Source organism: Bacillus sp. BSL6, assembly GCF_052928345.1.
Window position 1 is genome coordinate 54,602 of record NZ_JAVGCW010000011.1, and the last position, 23,584, is coordinate 78,185.

Genomic DNA, 23,584 nt, shown 5'->3' on the forward strand with positions numbered 1-23,584 from the left:
TTTCTATCTACAGTAATTATTTTATTGAAAAAATGTATTAAAAGCGGATTCTCAATAAGAGGAAATCCGCTTTTTTAATATATTATTTTAAAAAATTAATGCTCAACTTTTTATTATTGACATATAGTTCTCTCCAGTGTTAATATTCTAAATAATCAAAGAAACGAAATATTTCACCATCATAATATAACGTCTACTACGTCGAAGCATATAATGATAAATTATAGTTCAACATGTATATACATATAGAACACCTGATTACCTACATATACATATTTATAATAGGTTTTCTCTTCTTCTATAAATACACTTCAAGACATGGACATTATGACGTTACGAACAACACATTTAGGGAGGAACGAACAATGAAGAAAAAAGTTGTACCTGTTGTTGCATCTGTTTTAGGGGCAAGTCTATTACTAACTGCTTGCGGGGGAAATAAAGATAACGCAAGCGGAGCGAAAGCAAATGATAAAGCACCTGATAAACAGGCAATTAACTTATCATTTGCTTCAGAAATTCCAACAATGGATGTTGCAAAAGCAACGGATGGGGAATCCATGAACGTAATGCGTAATGTTTTTGAAGGGTTATATGCAATGGGAGAAGATAATAAACCGATTCCTGGTGTCGCTGAGTCGGTTGACGTTAGTCCCGATAAAACGAAATATACATTCCATCTGCGTGATTCAAAATGGTCAAACGGTACTCCTGTTACAGCAAAAGACTTTGTCTTCGCTTGGCAACGTGCCGTAAACCCTGATACAGCAGCTGAATATGCATTCTTATTCTTCGATATAAAGAATGCGAAACAAATAAACCAAAAACAATTGCCGATTGATCAACTAGGGGTCAAAGCTATTGATGACAAAACATTAGAAGTACAACTAGATCGTCCTGTTCCCTACTTCTTAAGTTTAACGACATTCTCAACATTCTTACCAATTAATGAAGAGTACTTAAAGTCTCAAGGCGATAAATACGGTTTAGAAACAAATCATTTAATTTACAACGGTGCCTTCACATTAGATAACTGGAAACACGAGCAAAGCTTCCAACTGAAGAAGAATCCTAACTATTGGGATGCTAAAACGGTGAAATTAGAAGAAATCAACTTCAATGTCGTTAAAGATAAGTCTACAGAAGTTAATTTATATGATTCAGGACAAATTGATCGCGTTGCTTTAACTGCGGAGTTTGTTGATAAATATAAGGGCGATCCAAACTTCAAAGAACGCGCTGAAGTTGGCATTCAATTTTTACGACTCAATCAAAAAAATGAAACATTAAAAAATCAACATGCACGCCTTGCTATTAACGGAGCAATGAATAAGAAAGCATACGTAGAAACAATTTTAAATAACGGCGCTGTTGCAGCTGAAGGAATGGTTCCTACGAAATTCGCAAAAAGTCCTGATGGCAACGACTTCCGTAAAGAAAATGGAAATCTAGTGAAAGATGATGTGAAAACAGCGAAAGAAAACTGGAAAAAAGCGAAGCAAGAACTTGGTACTGACAAAGTAACAATTGAACTCTTAACAAGTGATAATGCTTTAGCTAAAAAGACTGGTGAATATTTAAAAGGTGAACTAGAAAAGAACTTAGATGGATTAACAGTGAATTTAAAACCACAACCACGTAAACAACAGTTAAAACTACTGTTAAGTGGTGACTATGAAATCGGTATTGATGGCTGGGGCCCTGACTTCGCTGATCCAATTACATTCTTAGATTTATTTACAACAGATAGTGCTTACAACTTCGATAAATACTCTAACAAAGAGTACGATGAGCTAATTCATAAAGTAAAAACAAATTTAGCTGGTGATGAAAAAGCTCGCTGGGAAGCAATGAAGCAAGCTGAAAAAATTCTATTACAAGACGGTGCTGTCGCTCCTTTATACCAACAAGGTCGTTCTTACTTACAACGCGGATTTATTAAAGGACTTGTAACAACTGACTTCGGTGGTGAGTTTAACTACAAGTGGACAGAAGTTGCAAAATAATAAGTGCTAATAAAAAGGTATCCCACCGAGGATACCTTTTTATTTTATGCTTCTTTAACTACAGAGCTTCTTCTTCCCTTTACCATTCCTTTTATAGCTAAAGTCATCACTGCTACTGATTGTGTAACTAATACAATAACTAATAACGAAATAATATTTCTCTCTAAATTAACTCCTCCAAATATTATTGTATAATAGCCATTCGCTGCATATGTTGCAGGAAATAATCCGCCGATTGTTTGATATGTTTTAGAAAGCATCTCATGTGGTACGATTACACCGGAACTTACAAGTTGTAACGATAGTGAGATAATATTAAAAATCATACCTGCGTTTCCAAACACAATTAGAAACATTTGTGTTAATGAAAGAAATGCGAAGAAGACTATTGCTTGAAACCCCCATATACTCCCTACTGTTTCGTGCATCTCAATTTGGAAGCCTTTCATCAAACCAATTGTAATACATGCAAGTAAAATTGATACTGTACTGTTTATGATTTGTCTTGATAAGAAATTACTCCAACCGCCCTTTACTTCTTTTGCAACTTTTGATAGTTCCATACTCATAATCATTGCTCCTACAAATGAAGCTAATACGATCATTAGCGGTACCATATTCACTGAAAATCCTTTTGCATCATTTACTTTATGAACTGTAAAACCAATTGAATCTTCGGTTAACCCTCTTATCACTTCTACATTCTCAGGTCCTACAGCTTGTAGCTTTCCAACAATCGCTTGTTTCTTATAATTTGCTATCTCTTTATTTACATTATCTCGAATTTGTTTTGCAGCTCCTTCCATCATTTGCTTTGCCATCATGGCATTCGCTTGATTAATATGGAAGTGTAAATTTGTCTTTCCTGTTCCATTTATATCTTTTGAAAAAGAAGCTGGAATTTCAATGATCATATCGTACACATGGTCATTCATTTCTTTGGTTGCCTTTTCTACAGACCTTTCTGCTTTCACTTGAAATGGTAAATTTCTCTGTAAGCTTTCTGCTATTTCACTACCTATATTGACATCTTCATTCACAATAGCGATACGCATTTGATCTGCTCTTTCATTCACTCCATCATACGCCGTTAACCAGACGCAAAAGAAAATAAGTTGGAACGATAATGCCACTACCATTCCTACATACGTACCAGGTCGTTTTAAAAATTGTTTTAATGCGCCCATTTTCTCACTCTCCTATACAGCAAGCAAGTACATACTTGCATTTTATTTTAAATAAATACTAGGGTCTTAATGCCCTAGCATACAAAACAATATTATTTTCAATAAATTTCTCATCATCAACTTCTGTCAGGCGATCTGCAAAACGTAATTTAGATAAGAAATATCCAAAATTGATCCAGATAAAGTTCATTACTTGCGCTTCAATATTTGTATCAATAATGTTTCCTTTTTCCTGCATTTTTGCAAAATAGATACTTAATTCTTCTTTTAGTCCTTGTGGTATTTTAGCAATTTCCCCATCTAATTCAGGAAATTCTCCAGCCTCACGTATACCAATAGCAATAATATCTTTTACCCCATCTAAAAAATTATGATAATGCCTTGCTAAGTTCTTTAAATCCGTTTCTAATTCCCACACAATTTCTGTTTGTAAAAAATGCTTTAAATGCGGTACATATGAAAATTCAGCAACCGCAGCTTCAATAACACCCTTCTTACTTTTAAAATTGCGGAATATCGTTACTTCATTAACACCAGCACGCATTGCAATTTCTTTCGTTGTCGCTGCTGTATATCCTTTTTCTTTCACTAATTCAATCGCTGCTTGAATAATTCTTTCTGCTGTCTTTGAACGCGCCATAAAACCCTCTCTTCCTCATGCAAGTGATCACTTACATTTAGATTATATAACTTTTCTAATAATTGTCAATAATCCTTTCTCCCTTCTTTTTGCACGGAACCAAAACTCATCATAAATATAAACACAAACATCAAATATGTTCTCCACGTCAAAGAAGGTATATGCCCTGACCAAAGATAGCTAACTAAATAATTAATTCCCATAATACAAGACGATATTACTAAACTAATACTTATTAGTTTTGCATATTTGAGCATATCTTTTCTCCTTGTTTTTTATTTTTCTAATTCTTCAAATTGTAGATTCATTGGTTCTTCTAAGAGTGTTTCATAAAAGTTCTCTGCCAAATCTGTTGTAGGAATTTTTTCATCTACTTCATCAAATCGAATACTATCTAGCCACACACAACCTTCTCCTGATAATAAAACACCAAATGCAATACCAAGCGCTCCTTCTTTTATATCTAATACAACCGAGTACGATTGCCAATTATTCGTATTTTTAATGGGACGATTTTGCATATTATCCATAGCAAGCGGTTCTGTCTCTTTTCCGTCTACTCGCATCCACAACCCTGCCCAATCTCTTACATTTTCACTCTTAACAAATGCTGTAAAACGTAATCTCTTCCCTACATATTTATCTGCTCGGAACATTTGCATTAATGTTGAAAATCCTCCGTGCGTAACATTCTCTTTTGCTTTTATGTATGCAGATACTTTCCCTTGATGGACAACTTCATAATCTAAACCCATCTCATATTCAGCAGGATGACTTCCACTTAAGATCCATCCTTTCGGTATACCTTTTTGCATTGAAACACCCTCTCTTTCTATATAAAATGACTGGAAGTACTTTCGATATTTCTTTGGTGGCAATTGAAACATTCTTTTAAAAGCTCTCGTAAATGCCTCTTGTGAGGAAAAACCATATTGCATTGCAATATCAATAACTGCTCTTTCAGTCGATACTAAAGTCTGCGCAGCATGAGTTAACCTTCTCTTTCGAATATAATCCGTTACACTCATCCCAACATATCTTTGAAAGATACGATGAAAATGGTACATCGATACTGCACTGTGAGATGCCACTCTTTCTGTTGTAAGCTCCTCATGTAAGTGATTCTCTATATATTCAATTGATTTTTTTATTATCTCTTTATACTCTTCATGCATTTTAGTCCCTCCCTCACAACTTCAATTTACCATATACATACAAATCTTTTTTGATTTAAATTGCGGATTAGCCCTTGTGACTACAGAATAATAATTTATTTTCAACACATACATAATTACATGTTTTTGGGAAAAACTTGTATAGAACGAATTTACATAAGGAGGAATTTATAATGAGAATTCTACTATCAGTTTTATTAGTTCTTATGCTAGTACCTGCATTAACAGGATGTAAAGCTCCTGCAAAAGAAGATACAACTTCTAATAAAAAGACGACTGAAGAAGCAAAAAACGAGGCTCCTGCAGATTTAAAACTAAACTTCAATGAATTCGATTTAAAGGCAGACTACCAAGATACAAAGAAAGACTACGAAGCAGACTATAAAAATGTAGCAGCTGATAAGAAAATGGAAGCAAAAATTGAAGATCATAAAGCAGATGTAAAATTAACAGGAGACGAGGCTATCACAAAATTAAGCCCACTTCTACAAGAATTAAAATTTGATAAAGATACTGCCGACCAAGAAGTAATCGATCAAGTAGTGAACGTGTTCAAACTTGATAAAGACTACCAAAAATTCGATTTAGAAGTTGTCTTCTCTGATGGAACGAAAAAAGAATATAAAAGAGAAATAAAATAAAGAAGTAGGCAGTCGCCTACTTCTTTATTTTTGCATATCTTAAATCTGGTTTAGATCCAACATAATATTGAAGTCCAGATACCGTTTGTTTTTGTAAATAGGAATCCGACGGGAATATAATTGGAATTAATGGTGAATCTGTAAACATAATATCTTCCGCTTTATGCAATAAGTCAAAACGCTTATCTTCATTTTGTTCAACTTCTGCTTCCTTCACTAAAGCATCAAATTCTTTATTATGCCATTTTGCATAATTGTTTGGACCATCACCTGCATATAAATCTAATTTAGTAATTGGGTCTAATAGAGAACCGCCCCATCCCATATAAGCTAATTGGAAATCACTTTGCTTATATGTGTCGATGTAACTCTTCCACTCTTTATTTTCTAATTTAATATCTACGCCAAGATTTTTCTTAAACATTTCTTGCATTGCTTCTGCTACTTTTTTATGTTGTGTATCTGTAGTGAACTTTAATGTTACTTCAGGTAATGTAGACCAGCCTTGTTCTTTCATGCCTTCTTCTAATAATTTTTTCGCTTCTGCTGGATCAAATTTAACGTAACCACCTTTTTCTTTACGGAAATCACGCCCACTTTGTGTTTTTGCTCCTTCTGGAACGAATGCATTTGCTTCTTGTGCATTGTTTTTATACAGTTTTTCAACAATAAACTTACGATCAACTGCTAACGAGAATGCTTTACGTACCTTTGCATTTGTGAACGGCTCTTTTTCTACGTTAAACGAATAAATATAAGATGAGAATCCTGCAACACGCTTGTATTCTTTATTTCCTTTTTCTTTCTCAATCATCTCTTGTGGTAAACCACTTAGCACATCTAATTCTTTTGATTTGTATAATTGGTACGCTGTTTTAGAATCTGGAATAATACGAAACTCAATTTCTTTTAATGTTACCTTTTTATCATAGTATTCTTTATTTTTTTGTACTGTAATAGCCTGATTATGCTTCCATTCTTTTAATGTGAATGGTCCGTTCGTAATTAACTCTTTTGGATCTGTTTTTAATTTATTATTATCATCAATTGATTTTTTAGATAATGGAATGAATAATGAGCTTGCTAACTTTTGTTTAATAGAAGACACTGGGTGCTCAAGTGTTACCTTTAATGTTTGAGGATCAATGATTTGAATGCCAACTTGTCCTTCTTCACCTTTTCCAGTATTGTATGCCTCTGCCCCTTTAATAAAATACATTTCTGTCGCATTCATAGAACCCGTTTTCGGATTTAATAATCGCTTCCATGCAAATTCAAAATCATTTGCTGTAATAGCAGAACCATCTGACCATTTAATATCTTTCTTTAAATGAATTGTATACTCAGTTCCATCAGCATTTACTTCTTCTTTCTCTGCTAATTCATTTTGATATTTCCCATCACTATCTTGCGTATATAAGCTTGAGAATAAATGTCCAATTACATAACCTGAAGTACTATCTGTCGCGATAGCGGAATCAAGTGTATATGGATCGCTACCAATATTCGTTACTAATCGATCTCCTTCTCCCTTACCAGCACTCGCCTTTTGCGTCTCTTTCTTACCGCAAGCGACAGAAGTAATTGCTAAAACAGTCATAATGACAAACAGTAAAAACTTCTTCATCCTACATTCTCCTTTAACCTGAAATTTTTGGTGTTGATGCTAATAATGTTTTTGTATAAGAATGTTGTGGATTACGGAATACTTCGTCCGTATTTCCAAATTCAACAAGTTCTCCTTTGTATAAGACAGCTACTTTTTCACATAAATAGTGAACCATCGGTAAATCATGCGCGATAAATAAATATGTATAACCTTGTTCTTTTTGGATTTTTTGCAGCAGATGTACAATTTGAATTTGCAATGAAACATCTAATGCTGAAATTGGTTCATCAAGAATTAATACTTCTGGCTCACATAATAAAGCTCTTGCAATAGCAATTCGTTGACGTTGTCCTCCGCTAAATTCGTGCGGATAGCGATCGATATATCGTCTATCTAATCCCACACGTTCTAGCGCATCACCTGCTACTTTATCCTTTAATCCTTTATCACCTAAACCGAATGAAATATAACCTTCCGTTACGCTATCGCGTACTTTCCAGCGCGGATTTAATGCTGCTGTGGAATCTTGAAAAATAAACTGTACTTTCTGTAAGAAATCACGTTTATGAGCTGCATTCAACTTGTGAACGACTTGACCGTTATAATCAATTTCACCAGACGTTGGGCTCTCAATCCCAGCTATGAGCTTACCAAGTGTTGTTTTTCCTGAACCACTTTCTCCAATAATGCCAAGCGTTGTGCCTTTCGAGATCGTAAGTGATATGTCTTTTAACGCTGCGATTTCTTTATTTTTACTTCCATACGTTTTCGTTACTTGCTTTACAGTAATTAAATCTGTCGTCATGAGGCATTCACCTTCTCTTTTGATTTCGCTTTATTATGCTCCAGAACATGTTGCCAGCAATGTGAACTATGCTCCTTGGAATATGTTGTTCTCTCTGGGAAACGATGAATACATTCTTTTATCGCTACTGGACAACGATTTACAAAAGGACAACCAAAGCTATTTAACGTCTCAATGGAAGGTGTCGTCCCTTCTATTGCACGTAATACTTTTTCGGAATCATCCATATTGGGAATTGCTTGTAATAAGCTTTTTGTGTATGGATGTTTAGGAGAACCTATCACTTCCTCTATCGTTCCTTTTTCAACAACACGTCCTCCATACATCACAACTACTCGATCCGCTACTTCACGTACAAGTGCTAAATCGTGCGTAATTAGTAAAATACTCGTATTTTGCTTTTCCTTTCTTTCCTTTAATAACTCCATAATTTGCTTTTGAATTGTTACATCTAATGCTGTCGTAGGTTCATCCGCAATAACGAGTTTTGGGTGGCAAGCAAATGCGATTGCTAAACAAATACGTTGCCTCATACCTCCGCTTAATTGATGTGGGTACTGTTCAAAGCGTTTCTCTGCTTCATGTATCCCTAAATCATTTAATAAGTTAATCGCAATTTCTTTTGCTTCTTTTTTCGATTTCTTTTCGTGTTGCAAAATCACCTCTGTAATTTGCCTTCCCACCTTCATCGTCGGATTTAAAGATGAAAGTGGATCTTGAAAGATAAAAGAAATATCTTTCCCACGAATTTGATTCCATTCTGATTCTTGTAGATTCGTTAATGCCTTTGATTCGAAAGATATATTTCCATCATCAATTTGAATTGATTCTTGATTTAAGCCGATAATAGATTGTGCTGTAACACTTTTCCCTGAGCCACTTTCTCCTACAAGTGCAACTATTTCACCTTCGCTAACAGAAAAGGAAACATGCTTCACAATTGCTTGTTTACTATTCTCTTTTTCAACGGCTAACGTTACGTTTTCTAAAGATAAGAGCTGTCCCATGTTTTTTCTCCTTTCGATTCTGTTTTACGATTTTTGGATCAATTGCATCTTGTAAACCATCACCAATCGCATTAAATGCGAACATAATGAGCGCAATCATGATTGCTGGGAAGAATAGCTGCCACCATTCCCCGCTTAGTAATGTCCCAAGTGCATCATTCGTCATCGTCCCCCAGCTTGCTGCCGGTGATTGCACTCCTAGTCCGATAAAGCTTAAAAATGATTCTGAGAAAATAGCTGCTGGAATTGTAAATGATAAATTTACGATAATAATGCCTGTTAAGTTCGGAATTAAGTGCCCGTATATAATTTTCATATGTGATGTACCTAATCGCTCCGCTGCAATAACAAACTCTCTTTGTTTTAAAGATAAGACTTGCGCCCTAACGAGACGTGCCATACCAATCCATCCTGTTAATGCAAGGGCGATGATAATGGTAAAAAGACCTGGTTTCATAACAATTAATAGTAAAATAACAATTAATAAATACGGGATACCGTATAACACTTCGATTCCTCGTATAATCCACTCATCAATTAATGTCCCAAGGCGATTGCGCCCTCTCACATATCCACTAAATCCTCCAATTAGCACACCAAGTCCTATATCAAGAGCAGCTGCCACTAATCCAACTGTTAATGAAATTTTCCCGCCAGCCCAAGTACGTGCCCATATATCTCTTCCCAAATCATCTGTTCCGAACCAATGCTCACTACTAGGTGGTAAGTTTGTTGCCTCTTTTACTTGTTCACTCGCAGTAAATGGCGTTAAACTTTCACCAACAAGTGAAAAAACAATAATGAGTAATAACGTCACTGATCCTAAAACTGCGATTGGATTCGATACAAACTTACGAAACACTTCTTTCTTTCGGCTAATCTTTTGCTGATCTTTATTTATTGTTAATTCTTTTTTCTCTTCATTTGTTAATAACTGGTCATTAATTTCATAAGCCCCCATCTAAACATCTCCCTCCTTACGTAATAGAACGAATACGTGGATCAACAATACGATGAATAATATCTGTAATAAAAATACATACAATTAAAAGTGCACTATAAAAAATGGTTGTTCCCATAATCACTGGATAATCTCGATTAAAAATACTATCTACAAAATATTTTCCGAGACCAGGAATTGAAAAAATCTTTTCAATAACGAAAGTACCTGTTAAAAGTCCCGCCATTAATGGTCCAACAAATGTAAGCACTGGAACAATTGCATTTCGAAGAGCATGTCTTATAATAATCTTCTTAATCGGTATACCTTTCGCTCTCGCTAACTTAATATAATCACTCTGCAAAACTTCAATCATATTAGAGCGAACAAATCTTGTAATCACTGCGATTGGTCCTAACGCTAATGCAAAGGATGGCAATACCGTATGTTCAAATGTACCCCAAGAGGCTACTGGTAAGAGCTCGAATTGAATAGCGAATACTTGTATAAATAGTGGTGCTAAAATAAAACTCGGAATAGAAATACCGAGGATGGCAAGTAAACTTACACCGTAATCAATTACCTTCCCATGATAGAGAGCAGCAAATGTACCTGCAGCAATTCCGACTAGCAATGAAATAATAAGTGCTTGTAAACCAATAATTGCTGATGGACCAAAACCAGTTGTTATAATTTCTGATACACCTTGCCCGGTTGATTGAACAGATTCACCAAAATCAAAATGAACTACGCCGTCTAAATAAGCAACATATTGATTCCATAACGGTTCATCAAGGTGATACTTCGCTCTCATGTTTTGGATCACTTCTTCAGGAAAGATTTTTGCATCTGATGAAAATGGATCCCCCGGAATAATATGCATAATTAGAAATGTCACCGTCGTAATAACCCATATCGTGAACACCATAACTGATAATTTTTTAATTACATACACTTCAATAACCCCCTAAACACATATATTTACTTAGTTTTATGAACGTACTTTTTCCATTACTCCCTTTTCTCTTTTTTAGAATACAAAAAGCCTTGATCTTAAAAAATAAGATCAAGGCTTAATAAACAAAGGCCCATCACTTATCTTTCAAGACTTGCTTGCTGGAATTAGCACGGTGTTCCTATTACAGAACCCGCTGCTGAGGTGTCATAGGGCCAGTCCCTCTACCTCTCTGGATAAGTAAATTGCTATATTATTATTTGGTTCAAATTGTATATTTCGAATTATAATTCTGAAAAAATGAAAAGTCAATCAAATTGGATATATTTAGAAAAATCAGTTTTTAACACTTTTATTTATCTATATCGTATTTCGCTTATAATAAAAAAAGATATGAAAGGAGTTATAAGATGGACCCCTTACTTCTAGCTACTATAGGATTACCCTTAACAATCGTTATACTTGTCATCATCGGCTTCTACAAACTCTTCATCAAAAAGAAAAGTATCACTTCTTTTTATACCCCTTTCGATAATATTACCGGGCAAACTATTTCTGAATTTCACGAAGAACAGAAGATATTAGTATCCGAGGATGAAGATGAAGATGGAGATGGCAAGAAGAAAAAATAACCTTGCATAGGCAAGGTTATTTTTTCGTTTCTGCTTGAAAACGTTTATAGTATGTCGATGCTGTTGCAAAATTAATTTCTATATCACGAATCAACGATGAATCTTCTTCTTTAGCTAATTTCTGTAATTTTTTCATTGCTTGTTCCGATTCATTCAAGAAACCGACATATACCTCATGTTCTTGCTCTTTCGACTTCGGAACACGAATTTCTTTTCGTATATGATCAATATCTTCTAACATGCTCGTTGTTACCTTTTGCACATCTTCTTTATATGTAGCAGTCGTTATTTCCTTACCGCCCTTTTCTTTTGCTACTTCAAATAACTGCAGTGCGTTATTAATTTCTTTATTCATTTTCAAATCGTATTTTTCATGTACTGCACGGTATTCTTTCATTTCTTCTGTTTGTTCTGTAGATTGCTCTACCTTTTCTTTCGGTTCTTTCGTATCCTTATTTCCATTACATCCTGCTAGAAGGATCATACTTCCCATTACAGCAATACCCAAAGCCTTCTTCATCTCTTCTTCTCCTTTTATCTACAGCTACTACTCATTATAGTTTCTTTTATCTCTACTTGTTATTATACCGAGAACATCCTACTTTTTACACTTAAGACGACATCGTAATATATATACCAACATGTTTGTCACAGTATCGTCACTTTATACAAATAACTTTTGCACTGCTTTACTACAGCACCTTACAAAACTGTAAGCACACATAAAGAACAAACCATGCTAGACTTACATATGCATAACGCAAACATATGTAAGTTTTTAAGGAGAATCATCTATGTACAATACAATGCCTTTTATGGGAGAAGATATTCGTGTCCTTATTCGCGAAAAATCACTTCATATCGAAAATACAGAGAGCCTTCGCCGCGTATTAAAAAAGAAGCATGCTCCATTTAAGTTAGCCCAATATTTAAAACAACAACATACAAATCAATTTCATACAGTGCTAAATATATCAGATAAATCATTAACAATCGAAATCATCGGTCATGTCTACATTGGAAACTTCGCAGATATCTTAAAAGAAATCCCACGTATACCGAAAATTGCTCCTATTGTCGTTAAAAAAGCGTATAAAATTACCGACCATACCGATATTATCGACTGCGGGGAAAAAGAAGTTGATAGTAATCGCTGGGTGTGGGATAAACTTGCTGTTTTATATGATACGATCATGAATAATATGTATGAGGTATTTGAAAGAAATAAAAAAAAGAACTGATTCAAATATTCCCTTTGAATCAGTTCTTTTTTGTTAAGCCTCTAAATTTTGTCTTGCTTGCAGTTCAAACTGCTTTTCACTTCTTCTAGCCATAAATAAATAGCATAGTACCGCACCAATTTCACAAAGAGCTATTACAACACCCATCGGTAATGCGGTATTACTTCCACCAATACCTACTAGCGGTGCAACAAGCGCTCCTGAAATGAACTGTAATAAGCCTAATAAAGCTGATGCTGTTCCTGCAGCTTGTTTTTGATTTCTCATCGCTAATGAAAACCCAGTTGTTGAGACAACCCCAACACTTGATACGACAAGGAATAACGAGCATAAAACACCAATTAACCCTATCCCTAGTAAGATTGTCAGTAATAAAGATAAACCACCAACAGCTGCAATAATGATACCAGAGACAAATAATGTCTTCTCATTCACTTTCCCCGCTAAACGACCCGTAACCTGACTAGCAATAATAATACCGATACCGTTGATTGCAAAGAATAAACTAAATTGCTGTGGTGATGCTCCGTATATGTTCTGCAACACAAATGGTGAGCCCGAAATGTATGCAAACATTGCCGCCGTTACTAATCCTTGTGACAATGCATATCCCATAAACAAACGGTCCTTTAACAGTTTTCCGTATGTCGCTAACGTCCCTGACAAACCGCCTGTTTCTCTTTCTTCAGGAGGTAATGTTTCACGTAATACGAAAGTAGCTGAGATTAACATGAATACGCTAATTGCTCCAAGAACGATGAAAACACCGCGCCACGTTGTAAACTGTAATAATTGTCCCCCAATAATCGGTGCCAAAATAGGTGCTGCTCCGTTTACTAACATAAGCAGTGAGAAGAACTTCGTCATTTCAGAACCTGAATACATGTCACGTACCATTGCACGTGATATAACAATCCCGGCTGATCCTGAAGCTCCTTGTAGGAAGCGTAATAACACTAAAGTCCAAATAGATGGCGCAACAGCACAAAGTAAAGAAGAAGCAACATAAATAATGAGAGCAATAATAAGAGGTTTGCGTCTTCCGTAAATATCACTAATTGAGCCAACAAATAATTGTCCTACTGAAAGCCCAAGCAAACAAGCTGTTAATGTAAGCTGGGCTAGGGATGCACCTGTTTGCAAGTCATCCGTTAATTTCGGTAATGAAGGCAAATACATATCAATAGATAATGGCCCAATCGCCGTAAGTGTTCCTAATACAAGAATCATCCATAACCTGTTCATCTTTACAGGCTTATATATTTCCTGATTAACTTCATTCACTTTTTCCGTTCACCCTTTCCTATACATACTAAATCGTAACAATTATAGTTACAACATACACATACGTCAAGTATAGCGTATTTTCCTGTTTAATTTTGTAAAAAAAGCGATAGAATCTCTATCGCTTTACTTGTTCAAATTACTATTTGTAAATTTAGATACGGAAGACATCGCCTCTCCTGTATCTAAATATGTGATTTGAATTGGATCTCCCACTTCTGTAAACATAGCATATGGGAACTTTTTCGCAGGTATCATAAACACTTTTTGTTCGTTCTCCAACAGTACATAAACAATTGTATTTTCACCTGATTTTTCTTTATATACACGTTGTACAACGCCTTCTTTTTGCGCCTCTTTTCCATTTGAAGTCGGTCTAAATGAATCTCCGCTTCCACTCAGCGCATTTTTATAATTCTCAAGCGCTTCTTTTTGCGTCGAACCTGTTGCAAATATTTTCGCATTAGAAGCATAGATAACCGTATGGGCACGCACTAACCCTCCATCATCAATAACAGGTACAATCCAAGAAGGTTTACCGTACACGTTATAAATAACCGGCATCGTTCCATGCCATTTCTCTCTCTTAAAGGAATTATCCACGACTTCCGAAGCAGCCGAACCATCCATAATTCCCTTTACTTCTTTTCCGTTATAGTAATACAACTTACCTGTACGCGCATCGATAAGTGAATAACCTAGTGCAGAATCTACTCCCTCTTTCGGAGAGGTGAAATCAGTAAAGTAATATAACGTTCCATCCTTACCGAAGATTGGTGTAACTCCTTCTTTCGTTCCCCACTCAGTCGGAATCTTCATGTCCGTTTGCGAGAATTTTGTATTCCAAAATCCGTGAATGTACTTACCGAAATACGTATTTAATGTAGATGCGGTCTCGTGATTTAATACACCATCAACAAATTTAGGTGCCTTTCCTTTATCGTATCTTTTCACTTCACCTGTTTGTGCGTCTACTACTACAACGCCCTCTACTTCGAATCCGGATCTTCCCGAAATAAATTCACCGTACGTCATTGTATAATACGGTTTCCCTTTATCATCCACTTCGAATTTAGGTTTCCCTTTAAAGATTAAATTTGGTTCTGCTTTCCTTACCACACGCTCTAAATGATTTCCGAAAAACATGCTTGGCACGTATTTCATTTTATAACCAAGGTGCAGCTTTGCTTCTGCATCAGGATTCGTACCTGACATCGTGACGTACCCTGGAATTGTCTCAGCTTTACGTGCTTTAAAAAATCCTGAAACTTCAATCGGTGCTACATATAAAGCCTCGCCATTTACCATTTGTGGCGTTAATTCTCCTAGCTCAAAATAAGCTACTTTCGGAATATCCCCAAATACTTTTTTCATCTTATTCTCCGCTGTCTTTGGCGGCACTGTAAATGGCTGATCATTTTCAGTAAATGGCTCTGAAATATCTTTCTCTACCTTTACAACAGAATCATATTTCTTTTGCGAGATTACTATATCGTGCAAATAACCAAAGTAGCCGTAACTTGCAAGTAAAACAAACATTAGAAGTCCTTTTAACGTGCCTTCTAATTTACCTATTTGATCTTGGGAAAATAAAACAAGCCCAATTAAAATCGCTACTGCAACAGAATAATGAGTAAGAATTGAATCTGCTCGATCATCAATTAGCCAAAAATATTCATAGATTGCAATACCTATCCAAAATAAAAATGGAATAACTAAAATAGATGATTTCTTACCCTTTACAACCTTCTCATCCCCTTTCTTATCCACTGCTCGAAGTTTACTACCGCTTCTTCTTGTCCATGGAATCAAAAACAAAGTGAGAATAGCTAAAATTAAAAATTTCATCAAAGGCAATGTCCCCTTTTCTTTTGTCTTCCCCTTTAGTATAACAAATAAAGGTTATTCAGGTAAAAATGGGAATTGTTATATTTTTTTACTACTTAGTACAACTCCGCTCACTACATATAAGATAGATGCAATATAAAAAATCGTGCCGATCGTAAAGAAATCTACTAAATATCCTGTTGCAATAATTGCTACTGCTCCTCCAATCGATGTCCACACATGATATTTTCCAATCTCATAACCAGCATTTTCTTGTACAACTTTTCGTGCTAACGAAGTCTTCTCCGTATTACGCTGCACAGCCCCTAAAATACCCATTAAAATTTGAAGAATGTATACATGCCATACTTCTGTTGCAATAGGAAAACAAAGCATTAATATTGCCATAGACCAGGCGTATATAATTAGTAACTTTCTATCACCTACTCTATCAGAGATTCTTCCAACTAACGGATATACTAGAGCTGAAGTTAAGGCAAATAAGCCATATGCCCAGCCAAACTGTGAGAAGCTATTTCCAACATTCCGAAGCAATAGAATGTAAAAAGGAAATACCATACTTCCAGCCATCATAATGATGCTTTGTGAAGCTACAAATCTTCTATATGTCATTTCGTATACTCCCTATAAAATAAATTCACAAATCTCTCTTTTAGATCCGCTTCTTTTTTCTTCTGAAGAAACTCTTCTATACGAGGATATGCTCTCTTTAACTGCTCTTTCGTTGGATAAGAATAATACGGTAAATAATAACTACCGTTATGCTTTAACGTAACATCAATCATCTTCTGAATAACATCCTCTGTTTTCTTTATCTCATTTTCAGAACGCCCTTGATTAATTAAAAGAACCAGTGCAAACATATCATCTTTCGCATAGGATAAAACTGCATTTTCATTCTTTTCCACGTAACGAATCGTAATATTAAGCAAATTAAACTCTTCTTCATTTAATACGTTACGTAAATCATCTATGTATTCCGTAAAAGAATCTATAGGCACAAAATATTCTTGTAACACCTCTGTCCTATTCGGATTTTCATATTCCATAAAGGCACTATCTGACCTCATAACATTATTTCGCGTCTCATACTTTCCATCTGTACGTTCGAAATAACTTCTTTGTATATCCCAAAACGTATTCTTTCCCCAATCACTATAGCGTGATAATCCAAGTAAAAATTTCGGCGCTGCTATAATAGTTTCTTCTTTTAGTTCACTATACTCTTCCCTCATATTTTGATTTTGTGCCAATGTATAATCTGTCACATACATTTCTCTTAAGAATGAATTTGGAGCAACAGAAATACGAGCTAAGTGCATACGAACATTAGCATCTTTTTTCACTTTTTCTTTGAAATAAGACGTGTATTCTTTATAATCTAGCATTTTCGTATGCGTTTCATATAATTCATCATTTGTTAACTTTAAAGTCACATCTAAAATGACACCAAATAACCCATAACCGCCAATGACGTAAGGAAATAAATCCGCATTCTCTTCTCTACTTACATTACGTACAGTGCCATCTGCCATTAGTAATCGAAATGATTCGACTGTATCAATCAATGCCTCATGACGAATATCACGACCATGTACATTTACACTTAATGAACCACCAACCGTAAAAATATTTTGCGATTGCATCACCTGAACAGCAAGACCATATGGATTTATTTTCTTCTGAATATCATTCCACGTGACACCACTTTGAACTGTAATGCGCTTCTTCTCTGGATCAAATTCTAATATTTTATTATACCCTTTCATATCAAGCATCGTACCATGTGGATAATACGTCTGTCCGCCTTGGCTATGTTGCATACCAGCAATAGAAATCTTCTCTCCAGAAACATTTGCATCTTGCACTAATTTTATTAACGATTGCTCATCAGTAGCACTTTCAACACGTTTTATTTTTGTCGGAAGCAATTTACCTACATCACTCATAATAGGATGATCGAGTTGTTTTTTATATGTATGTACAGACGTTGCAAGCAACACTGTATATGCTACAATGACCACCGCTATCTTTCCTTTTTTCAAATGACACTCTCCTCTTCTACATCTTTTCCTCTTTATATTGTACCTATTTTCCTATGAAGAAAGAATACAAAAAAGAGGGACCTTATTTTAGGTCCCTCCTTATCAAAACTGTTACTTTGCTGCTGGCAATTGTATTGGGTCAAACTTTTCATACGACGTATATTTTGCGTTCGTAATAATGTGTGCTTTATCCTTGCCATTACTACTCATAATCATGTCTATCTTTGCTGATTCATATTTAAAATCTTTTGTAATGATATATTCTGCATCCACTTCTTCTATCTTCGCGTTTTGTGCTTGTAACATTTTCTTCTGCGTTTCATCCATGCTAGTTAACATACTTTCTGTTTCTTGCCCTTTTAATGTAAATTTCAGTTTATATTTATCTCCGCTTTTCTCCAGCTTCATTTTATCTAAAACTACTTCCGGTACTTCTAATTTATCTATAATATCTTGAGTCGCTTTCATTCCACCAGCGTTTAATTGCTCCTCTGGTACGGTTATAACTTCTCCTGTATTAGGGTTTTTTACCTCACCAGCAACTTTACCATCCACAGTATACACTACAACATCTGTACCGGAAATATTCATTTCAGAACGAGAATTCTTTGTCTTTGGCTCTAATTGCATCTTAGCCTTTAATATATCCATCTCTGTTCCCTCAGCTTTTACCCCTACACCATATGTCATCGTTACATGTTCTTCATTTTTAAAAGCTTCATTCGTTTTCTTGAAAACATCTTTCGCCGTTAATTCCTTTTCTTTTTGAACGGATTCTTTTTTCGGCTCATCCGTCTTTGCTGTTTTCTCATTACTACATCCTACCCCTAGACTGATTGCAAGCACTAAACTTGAAATAAAAATAATTTTTTTCATAATTCCGCCCCCCTTTCCCAAAATAATATCATCTCTTTTCCTATGAAATCTATATAAATTTCAATCTATATTCGCTATATAGCGACATGTTTAATGAAGAGTTTAAATATGATGTAAATAACGACAACTCATTTCAGGAGGTCATTATGAAGGCGATCATTTGCACACAGTATGGACCACCTAACGTTCTTCAGCTTCAAAATATAGAGAAACCTATACCTAAAAAGAACGAAGTATTAGTCAAGATCCACGCAACGAGTGTAACGACTGGAGATTGTAGAATACGTGGGTTTAATAGCCCTCTCTTATTTTGGATTCCTATGCGAATCATATTAGGTTTTAGAAAACCGAGAAAGCCTATACTCGGTGTAGAGTTATCCGGCGAAATCGAAGAAATAGGAACAGATGTAACTCAATTTAAAAAAGGAGATCAAATTTTTGCATTAACAGAGCTTAATGTCGGTGGTTATGCAGAATATACATGTGTACATGAAAGTGGATTAGTAGCATTAAAACCTACCAATGTAACGTATGAGGAAGCAGCAGTTATTCCCTTTGGCGCAACTTCGGCACTACACTTCCTAAGAAAGGCCCGTATAAAAAGGGGGCAACAAGTACTCATATATGGCGCATCTGGATCAGTAGGAACAGCTGCCGTACAACTTGCTAAATATTTCGGCGCAACCGTTACAGCTGTTTGTAGTCATTCAAATTTTGAACTCGTGCAATCTTTAGGGGCTGACAAAGTAATCGATTATACGAAAGAAGATTTTACTAAGCAGGGGGAATACTATGATGTTATATTTGATGCAGTTGGAAAATATAAAAAATCCCTTTGTAAACAAGTATTAACACCTAATGGAATATATGTATCTGTTAATGGAATGATGGCAAAGGTAAGTAAAGAAGATATGTTTCTACTAAAAAAACTAACTGAAACAGAAAATTTAAAGCCTGTTATTGATAGAACTTACCGATTAGAAGAAATTGCTGAAGCTCATATATATGTAGAAAAAGGGCATAAAAAGGGGAACGTTTCGATTACCTTAAAATAAAATATATTCAGAAAATAACGTTGACAATTCTTTTTGTAAGATTTACTATTAGTACCATATTAAAAAAACTACATACACATACTCTTATCAAGAGTGGCGGAGGGACTGGCCCGATGATGCCCGGCAACCGAGCTTATAACGTATAAGCTAAGGTGCTAATTCCTGCAAAACGAGTTCTCGTTTTGGAAGATAAGAGAGGAATCTATTTTGTCTATTCGGCACCTCTCTTATTTTTGAGAGGTGCTTTTTATTTTGGAACGTATATTTAAGGGGGAATTATAGATGAAGAAAGTATTATTAAGCATTGTAAGTGGGGCTGTATTATTATTAAGCGCATGTAGCGGGAGTTCAGATAAAGAAGTAAAAGCGTTAGATGAGAAAAAGATTACTGTCGGTGTAACAGGAGGGCCACATGAACAAATTTTTGAAAAGGTAAAAGAAGTAGCAGCGAAAGACGGTCTCGAAATTGATATAAAAGTATTTAATGATTATGTAGCACCGAACGTATCCCTCGATGAAAAAAGCCTTGATGTAAATAGCTATCAAACGAAATCATATTTAGACGTATTTAAAGCTGAACGTAATATGAAATTAACTGAAGTATTTTCAACAGTAACATTCCCTATGGGCGTATATTCAAAAAGCTTAAAGGATGTAAAAGAATTAAAAGAGGGCGATGCAATTGCTGTACCGAATGATCCAACGAATGAACTTCGAGCTTTAAAACTATTTGAAAAAGCAGGTGTTTTAAAAGTTGATCCAAAAGCGACAGAAAAAGCGACTGCAAAAGATGTAATTGAAAATCCAAAAAATTTAAAGATCGTTGAATTAGAGGCATCTCAATTACCAACACAACTAAGTGAAGTAAAAGCAGCTGCCATTAATACAAACTTTGCATTAGGTGCAAAATTAAGCCCTGCGAAAGATTCTATCTTCCGTGAAGGAAAAGATTCACCATATGTAAACTGGGTCGTTGTTCGTACTGAAAATAAAGATGATGCTGTTGTAAATAAATTAAAGAAAGCTTATCAATCTAAAGAAGTAAAAGAATTTATCGAGAAAAAATTTGATGGTTCTGTTTTACCGTCTTGGTAGGAGCTGACGATAATGATTGAATTAAAAAATGTATCCAAAGTATTTACAACAAAAAAGGGGAATGTGGAAGCTCTTAAGTCTACTTCCCTCCAAGTAAAAAAGGGCGAAGTATTTGGAATCATTGGATATAGTGGCGCTGGCAAAAGTACATTAATTCGCTGTGTAAATTTATTAGAAAAACCAACAACAGGAAATATTATTGTAAACGAGCAAGATTTAACAACACTGTCTACAAAAGAACTAGCAAAAGCGAGACAAAAAATCGGGATGATTTTTCAAGGGTTCAATTTACTTAAAACCGTTACCGTCTATGAAAATATCGCACTACCTTTACGCCTTGCTGGCATTCCAAAAGTAGAAATTGAAAAAAGGGTAGAAAAGTATTTACGTATTGTCGATCTCTTTAATCGAAAAGACGCCTATCCAAGTGAACTTTCTGGTGGCCAGAAACAACGTGTAGCCATCGCGCGTGCACTATCACATGAACCGGAAGTGTTATTAAGTGATGAAGCAACGAGCGCTTTAGATCCAGAAACAACTGATTCTATTCTTGACCTATTATTAAAGATTAATGAGGAAATCGGGATTACAATTTTATTAATTACACATGAAATGAATGTCATCCAGCGTATATGCGACCGAGTTGCTGTTATGGAACATGGAACAGTAGTTGAAAGCGGGACTGTGAAAGATATTTTTACAAACCCACAACATGTAACAACGAAGAAATTTGTAAATAGTGCATTTGCAGCAAAAATTCCAGAAGATGTACAAAAAGAACTTCAAACTACTGGTGAAATTGTAACTCTTTCTTTTATAGGAAATTCTTCAGGAGAACCAGCATTAGCTGTCGCTACAAAACGATTCCAAGTATATCCGAATATTTTATCCGGTAATATTACTCAATTAAAACATGAAGCATACGGGAAACTTATCATTCATATGCAAGGGGAACAAAATGAAATCAACCGTGCTTTATCATTTTTACAAGAACAGGGAATCATCGTAGAAGGAGGTAGAACAGGCCATGGAAAACAAGTCCTTTTTGGATGAATGGGGTAAAGTTATATGGGAGGCGACCATACAAACTTTTCAAATGACATCTATTTCATTACTCATCTCGATCCTTATTGCACTGCCACTTGGTGTCACACTTGTTTTAACGAGACCTGGTGGACAGCGAGAAAACAAAATCATTTATCCAATTCTTAATACAATTATTAATATCATTCGCTCTCTTCCATTTATCATTCTATTATTCTTCATTCTACCTTTTACAAAATTTCTAATGGGAACATCCATTGGTGTGCAAGGTGTTATCGTACCGCTTGTCGTCTTCACTGCTCCCTATATCGCAAGATTGATGGAGACCGCATTATTAGAAGTAGATCGTGGTGTGATTGAAGCCTATCAAGCGATGGGCGTTTCTACTATAAAAATTATTTGGCACGTTATGGTGAAAGAAGCTCGTCCCTCCCTTGTACTTGGATTAACAATTGCAACGATTGGCTTAATCGGCGCAACAGCAATGGCTGGCCTTGTAGGTGCTGGTGGACTAGGGGACTTAGCATATCGCTTCGGACATTTACGCTATGAACCTGAAGTAATGTATGCAACTGTCTTTATTTTAATTATCCTCGTTCAAGGATTACAGTCTTTAGGGAATGGTATTGCACGAAGGTTGAAGAAAGATTAAAAAAGAAGGTATCTCACCAGGATGAGATACCTTCTTCTTATCTTTTAAATCCACCTTCTGAATGAATAACTTGTCCCGTAATCCACTCTGCTTCTTCACTTACTAAAAACTTAATGAGTCTTGCTGCATCCTTTGGCTCACCAATTCTGCCAAAAGGAAACATTGGTTTTAATCCTTGCTTTATCTCTTCAGTCATCCAGCCTGTATCAGTTGGACCTGGGTTAATTGCATTCACTGTTATTCCTAAATGAGCTACTTCTGCTGACAACGTACTAGTTAGAGCATCAATAGCCCCCTTCGTTGTTGCATACGCCAGTTCTCCAACCATAGGCCCTTGAAATTGCCCCGAAGTCATATTCACAATTCTACCACCAGATTTCTTATCAAATCCTCGGGCAAATTGACTACTTAATAATGTAGTCGCACGAATATTGACCATGTAGTGCTTATCTAATTCTTCAGCAGTCAAATTAGAGAAATCATTATTCGTAGAATACGCTGCATTATTAATTAATATATGAGGGTAGCCTAGTTGTTCAGTAACTTTATTTATAAGCTCTTTCGGTGCATCATTCTGAGTTAAATCTAACTCCATACTCGATACTTTCACACCGTTTTTTAGTAACTCTTCTTGTAATTGTATTTGTTCACTTTGATCAACGCCCCAAGGCATCTCTTTATCATACTCTGTCCAATACGTAAAAAATATATTGTATCCAGCCTCAGCTAATTCTTTACAAATTGCTGCGCCTATACCATCTAAACGACTTACACCTGTAACAACTGCTACTTTATCTTTTAATTGATTCATCATATACTCCTCCAATTTTAAAGGACGCATATTTTA

At 35.4% G+C, this 23,584-nt stretch carries 24 protein-coding genes and 2 riboswitches; of the genes, 8 read left to right on the forward strand and 16 right to left on the reverse strand.

Annotated elements, in window-relative coordinates; translation table 11 throughout:
• The first annotated feature begins 365 nt into the window (after positions 1-365).
• Positions 366-2,006 (forward strand): peptide ABC transporter substrate-binding protein, encoded by a 1,641-nt coding sequence (locus RCJ96_RS24795; protein ID WP_416504590.1) that lies wholly within the window; start codon positions 366-368, stop codon positions 2,004-2,006.
• Positions 2,007-2,050: 44 nt separating this feature from the next.
• Here the strand turns inward: RCJ96_RS24795 and RCJ96_RS24800 are convergent, their stop codons facing one another.
• The 4 genes from RCJ96_RS24800 to RCJ96_RS24815 form a co-directional block, all read right to left on the reverse strand.
• The gene (locus tag RCJ96_RS24800; RefSeq protein WP_270796121.1) at positions 2,051-3,193 is read right to left on the reverse strand and encodes a YhgE/Pip domain-containing protein; all 1,143 of its coding nucleotides are present in this window, start codon (positions 3,191-3,193) and stop codon (positions 2,051-2,053) included.
• A 58-nt stretch (positions 3,194-3,251) separates the two neighbouring features.
• Entirely contained in the window at positions 3,252-3,833 is a 582-nt protein-coding gene (locus RCJ96_RS24805; RefSeq protein ID WP_270796119.1) for a TetR/AcrR family transcriptional regulator, read from the reverse strand.
• Positions 3,834-3,898: 65 nt separating this feature from the next.
• Complete coding sequence (locus RCJ96_RS24810) at positions 3,899-4,090, reverse strand: hypothetical protein (RefSeq protein WP_270796118.1); 192 nt, start codon at positions 4,088-4,090, stop codon at positions 3,899-3,901.
• An 18-nt stretch (positions 4,091-4,108) separates the two neighbouring features.
• The gene (locus RCJ96_RS24815; protein ID WP_074608887.1) at positions 4,109-5,008 is read right to left on the reverse strand and encodes a helix-turn-helix transcriptional regulator; all 900 of its coding nucleotides are present in this window, start codon (positions 5,006-5,008) and stop codon (positions 4,109-4,111) included.
• 173 nt (positions 5,009-5,181) lie between these two features.
• On the opposite strand from RCJ96_RS24815, the gene RCJ96_RS24820 reads away from it, so the two are divergent.
• A complete protein-coding gene (locus RCJ96_RS24820) occupies positions 5,182-5,649 on the forward strand; it encodes a YusW family protein (protein WP_074608889.1) in 468 nt (155 codons plus the stop codon).
• A 16-nt stretch (positions 5,650-5,665) separates the two neighbouring features.
• On the opposite strand, the gene RCJ96_RS24825 is transcribed toward RCJ96_RS24820, so the two are convergent.
• Genes RCJ96_RS24825 through RCJ96_RS24845 form a run of 5 tightly spaced genes read right to left on the reverse strand, consistent with a single transcriptional unit; the run spans position 5,666 to position 10,965 of the window.
• Positions 5,666-7,276 (reverse strand): peptide ABC transporter substrate-binding protein, encoded by a 1,611-nt coding sequence (locus RCJ96_RS24825; protein ID WP_416504589.1) that lies wholly within the window; start codon positions 7,274-7,276, stop codon positions 5,666-5,668.
• Between the two features lie 13 nt (positions 7,277-7,289).
• The gene (locus RCJ96_RS24830; RefSeq protein ID WP_270796114.1) at positions 7,290-8,063 is read right to left on the reverse strand and encodes an ABC transporter ATP-binding protein; all 774 of its coding nucleotides are present in this window, start codon (positions 8,061-8,063) and stop codon (positions 7,290-7,292) included.
• A complete protein-coding gene (locus RCJ96_RS24835) occupies positions 8,060-9,070 on the reverse strand; it encodes an ABC transporter ATP-binding protein (RefSeq protein ID WP_000531256.1) in 1,011 nt (336 codons plus the stop codon). Before RCJ96_RS24835 ends, RCJ96_RS24830 begins: the two co-directional genes overlap by 4 nt.
• Entirely contained in the window at positions 9,027-10,031 is a 1,005-nt protein-coding gene (locus RCJ96_RS24840) for an ABC transporter permease (RefSeq protein WP_000501524.1), read from the reverse strand. Before RCJ96_RS24840 ends, RCJ96_RS24835 begins: the two co-directional genes overlap by 44 nt.
• A gap of 16 nt (positions 10,032-10,047) precedes the next feature.
• Positions 10,048-10,965 (reverse strand): ABC transporter permease, encoded by a 918-nt coding sequence (locus RCJ96_RS24845; RefSeq protein ID WP_074608893.1) that lies wholly within the window; start codon positions 10,963-10,965, stop codon positions 10,048-10,050.
• 137 nt (positions 10,966-11,102) lie between these two features.
• Positions 11,103-11,208: riboswitch (SAM riboswitch) on the reverse strand.
• Positions 11,209-11,375: 167 nt separating this feature from the next.
• On the opposite strand from RCJ96_RS24845, the gene RCJ96_RS24850 reads away from it, so the two are divergent.
• On the forward strand, positions 11,376-11,597 hold the full coding sequence (locus RCJ96_RS24850) for a DUF3951 domain-containing protein (RefSeq protein ID WP_416504588.1): 222 nt from the start codon (positions 11,376-11,378) through the stop codon (positions 11,595-11,597).
• Positions 11,598-11,613: 16 nt separating this feature from the next.
• On the opposite strand, the gene RCJ96_RS24855 is transcribed toward RCJ96_RS24850, so the two are convergent.
• Entirely contained in the window at positions 11,614-12,117 is a 504-nt protein-coding gene (locus RCJ96_RS24855) for a hypothetical protein (protein ID WP_071728633.1), read from the reverse strand.
• Positions 12,118-12,391: 274 nt separating this feature from the next.
• Between RCJ96_RS24855 and RCJ96_RS24860 the strand changes: the two genes are divergently transcribed.
• A complete protein-coding gene (locus RCJ96_RS24860; RefSeq protein ID WP_416504587.1) occupies positions 12,392-12,838 on the forward strand; it encodes a hypothetical protein in 447 nt (148 codons plus the stop codon).
• Positions 12,839-12,871: 33 nt separating this feature from the next.
• Here the strand turns inward: RCJ96_RS24860 and RCJ96_RS24865 are convergent, their stop codons facing one another.
• The 5 genes from RCJ96_RS24865 to RCJ96_RS24885 all read right to left on the reverse strand — a co-directional run bounded on the left by RCJ96_RS24865 (position 12,872) and on the right by RCJ96_RS24885 (position 18,891).
• A complete protein-coding gene (locus RCJ96_RS24865; RefSeq protein ID WP_116777297.1) occupies positions 12,872-14,083 on the reverse strand; it encodes a multidrug effflux MFS transporter in 1,212 nt (403 codons plus the stop codon).
• Positions 14,084-14,248: 165 nt separating this feature from the next.
• Positions 14,249-15,970 carry a DUF3981 domain-containing protein gene (locus RCJ96_RS24870; RefSeq protein ID WP_416504600.1) on the reverse strand — a complete coding sequence of 574 codons (1,722 nt, stop codon included), beginning with the start codon at positions 15,968-15,970 and terminating at the stop codon, positions 14,249-14,251.
• Positions 15,971-16,048: 78 nt separating this feature from the next.
• Positions 16,049-16,582, reverse strand: coding sequence for an MFS transporter (locus RCJ96_RS24875; protein WP_000222369.1), 534 nt, complete (start codon positions 16,580-16,582; stop codon positions 16,049-16,051).
• Entirely contained in the window at positions 16,579-18,015 is a 1,437-nt protein-coding gene (locus tag RCJ96_RS24880; protein ID WP_416504586.1) for an FAD-binding oxidoreductase, read from the reverse strand. Before RCJ96_RS24880 ends, RCJ96_RS24875 begins: the two co-directional genes overlap by 4 nt.
• A gap of 111 nt (positions 18,016-18,126) precedes the next feature.
• Positions 18,127-18,891, reverse strand: coding sequence for a DUF6612 family protein (locus tag RCJ96_RS24885; protein WP_000720045.1), 765 nt, complete (start codon positions 18,889-18,891; stop codon positions 18,127-18,129).
• A 146-nt stretch (positions 18,892-19,037) separates the two neighbouring features.
• On the opposite strand from RCJ96_RS24885, the gene RCJ96_RS24890 reads away from it, so the two are divergent.
• The 4 genes from RCJ96_RS24890 to RCJ96_RS24905 all read left to right on the forward strand — a co-directional run bounded on the left by RCJ96_RS24890 (position 19,038) and on the right by RCJ96_RS24905 (position 22,737).
• Positions 19,038-19,946: an NAD(P)-dependent alcohol dehydrogenase gene (locus RCJ96_RS24890; RefSeq protein ID WP_000643888.1), complete on the forward strand. Its 909-nt coding sequence runs from the start codon at positions 19,038-19,040 to the stop codon at positions 19,944-19,946.
• A gap of 81 nt (positions 19,947-20,027) precedes the next feature.
• Positions 20,028-20,142: riboswitch (SAM riboswitch) on the forward strand.
• An 86-nt stretch (positions 20,143-20,228) separates the two neighbouring features.
• Positions 20,229-21,041 carry a MetQ/NlpA family ABC transporter substrate-binding protein gene (locus RCJ96_RS24895; protein ID WP_074608898.1) on the forward strand — a complete coding sequence of 271 codons (813 nt, stop codon included), beginning with the start codon at positions 20,229-20,231 and terminating at the stop codon, positions 21,039-21,041.
• A gap of 12 nt (positions 21,042-21,053) precedes the next feature.
• Positions 21,054-22,094 (forward strand): methionine ABC transporter ATP-binding protein, encoded by a 1,041-nt coding sequence (locus RCJ96_RS24900; RefSeq protein ID WP_446699871.1) that lies wholly within the window; start codon positions 21,054-21,056, stop codon positions 22,092-22,094.
• Positions 22,069-22,737 carry a methionine ABC transporter permease gene (locus tag RCJ96_RS24905; protein ID WP_000428874.1) on the forward strand — a complete coding sequence of 223 codons (669 nt, stop codon included), beginning with the start codon at positions 22,069-22,071 and terminating at the stop codon, positions 22,735-22,737. The genes RCJ96_RS24900 and RCJ96_RS24905 overlap by 26 nt, the downstream gene beginning before the upstream one ends.
• 37 nt (positions 22,738-22,774) lie before the next feature.
• Here RCJ96_RS24905 and RCJ96_RS24910 read toward each other — a convergent pair whose 3' ends face one another.
• Positions 22,775-23,551, reverse strand: coding sequence for an SDR family oxidoreductase (locus tag RCJ96_RS24910; RefSeq protein ID WP_416504585.1), 777 nt, complete (start codon positions 23,549-23,551; stop codon positions 22,775-22,777).
• Positions 23,552-23,584 lie beyond the last annotated feature (33 nt).

Coding starts and splice junctions, on each gene's coding strand:
- RCJ96_RS24795 (WP_416504590.1), top strand. CDS start 366: ATGAAGAAAAAAGTTGTACCTGTTGTTGCATCTGTTTTAGGGGCAAGT.
- RCJ96_RS24800 (WP_270796121.1), bottom strand. CDS start 3,193: ATGGGCGCATTAAAACAATTTTTAAAACGACCTGGTACGTATGTAGGA.
- RCJ96_RS24805 (WP_270796119.1), bottom strand. CDS start 3,833: ATGGCGCGTTCAAAGACAGCAGAAAGAATTATTCAAGCAGCGATTGAA.
- RCJ96_RS24810 (WP_270796118.1), bottom strand. CDS start 4,090: ATGCTCAAATATGCAAAACTAATAAGTATTAGTTTAGTAATATCGTCT.
- RCJ96_RS24815 (WP_074608887.1), bottom strand. CDS start 5,008: ATGCATGAAGAGTATAAAGAGATAATAAAAAAATCAATTGAATATATA.
- RCJ96_RS24820 (WP_074608889.1), top strand. CDS start 5,182: ATGAGAATTCTACTATCAGTTTTATTAGTTCTTATGCTAGTACCTGCA.
- RCJ96_RS24825 (WP_416504589.1), bottom strand. CDS start 7,276: ATGAAGAAGTTTTTACTGTTTGTCATTATGACTGTTTTAGCAATTACT.
- RCJ96_RS24830 (WP_270796114.1), bottom strand. CDS start 8,063: ATGACGACAGATTTAATTACTGTAAAGCAAGTAACGAAAACGTATGGA.
- RCJ96_RS24835 (WP_000531256.1), bottom strand. CDS start 9,070: ATGGGACAGCTCTTATCTTTAGAAAACGTAACGTTAGCCGTTGAAAAA.
- RCJ96_RS24840 (WP_000501524.1), bottom strand. CDS start 10,031: ATGGGGGCTTATGAAATTAATGACCAGTTATTAACAAATGAAGAGAAA.
- RCJ96_RS24850 (WP_416504588.1), top strand. CDS start 11,376: ATGGACCCCTTACTTCTAGCTACTATAGGATTACCCTTAACAATCGTT.
- RCJ96_RS24855 (WP_071728633.1), bottom strand. CDS start 12,117: ATGAAGAAGGCTTTGGGTATTGCTGTAATGGGAAGTATGATCCTTCTA.
- RCJ96_RS24860 (WP_416504587.1), top strand. CDS start 12,392: ATGTACAATACAATGCCTTTTATGGGAGAAGATATTCGTGTCCTTATT.
- RCJ96_RS24865 (WP_116777297.1), bottom strand. CDS start 14,083: ATGAACAGGTTATGGATGATTCTTGTATTAGGAACACTTACGGCGATT.
- RCJ96_RS24870 (WP_416504600.1), bottom strand. CDS start 15,970: ATGAAATTTTTAATTTTAGCTATTCTCACTTTGTTTTTGATTCCATGG.
- RCJ96_RS24875 (WP_000222369.1), bottom strand. CDS start 16,582: ATGACATATAGAAGATTTGTAGCTTCACAAAGCATCATTATGATGGCT.
- RCJ96_RS24885 (WP_000720045.1), bottom strand. CDS start 18,891: ATGAAAAAAATTATTTTTATTTCAAGTTTAGTGCTTGCAATCAGTCTA.
- RCJ96_RS24890 (WP_000643888.1), top strand. CDS start 19,038: ATGAAGGCGATCATTTGCACACAGTATGGACCACCTAACGTTCTTCAG.
- RCJ96_RS24895 (WP_074608898.1), top strand. CDS start 20,229: ATGAAGAAAGTATTATTAAGCATTGTAAGTGGGGCTGTATTATTATTA.
- RCJ96_RS24900 (WP_446699871.1), top strand. CDS start 21,054: ATGATTGAATTAAAAAATGTATCCAAAGTATTTACAACAAAAAAGGGG.
- RCJ96_RS24905 (WP_000428874.1), top strand. CDS start 22,069: ATGGAAAACAAGTCCTTTTTGGATGAATGGGGTAAAGTTATATGGGAG.
- RCJ96_RS24910 (WP_416504585.1), bottom strand. CDS start 23,551: ATGATGAATCAATTAAAAGATAAAGTAGCAGTTGTTACAGGTGTAAGT.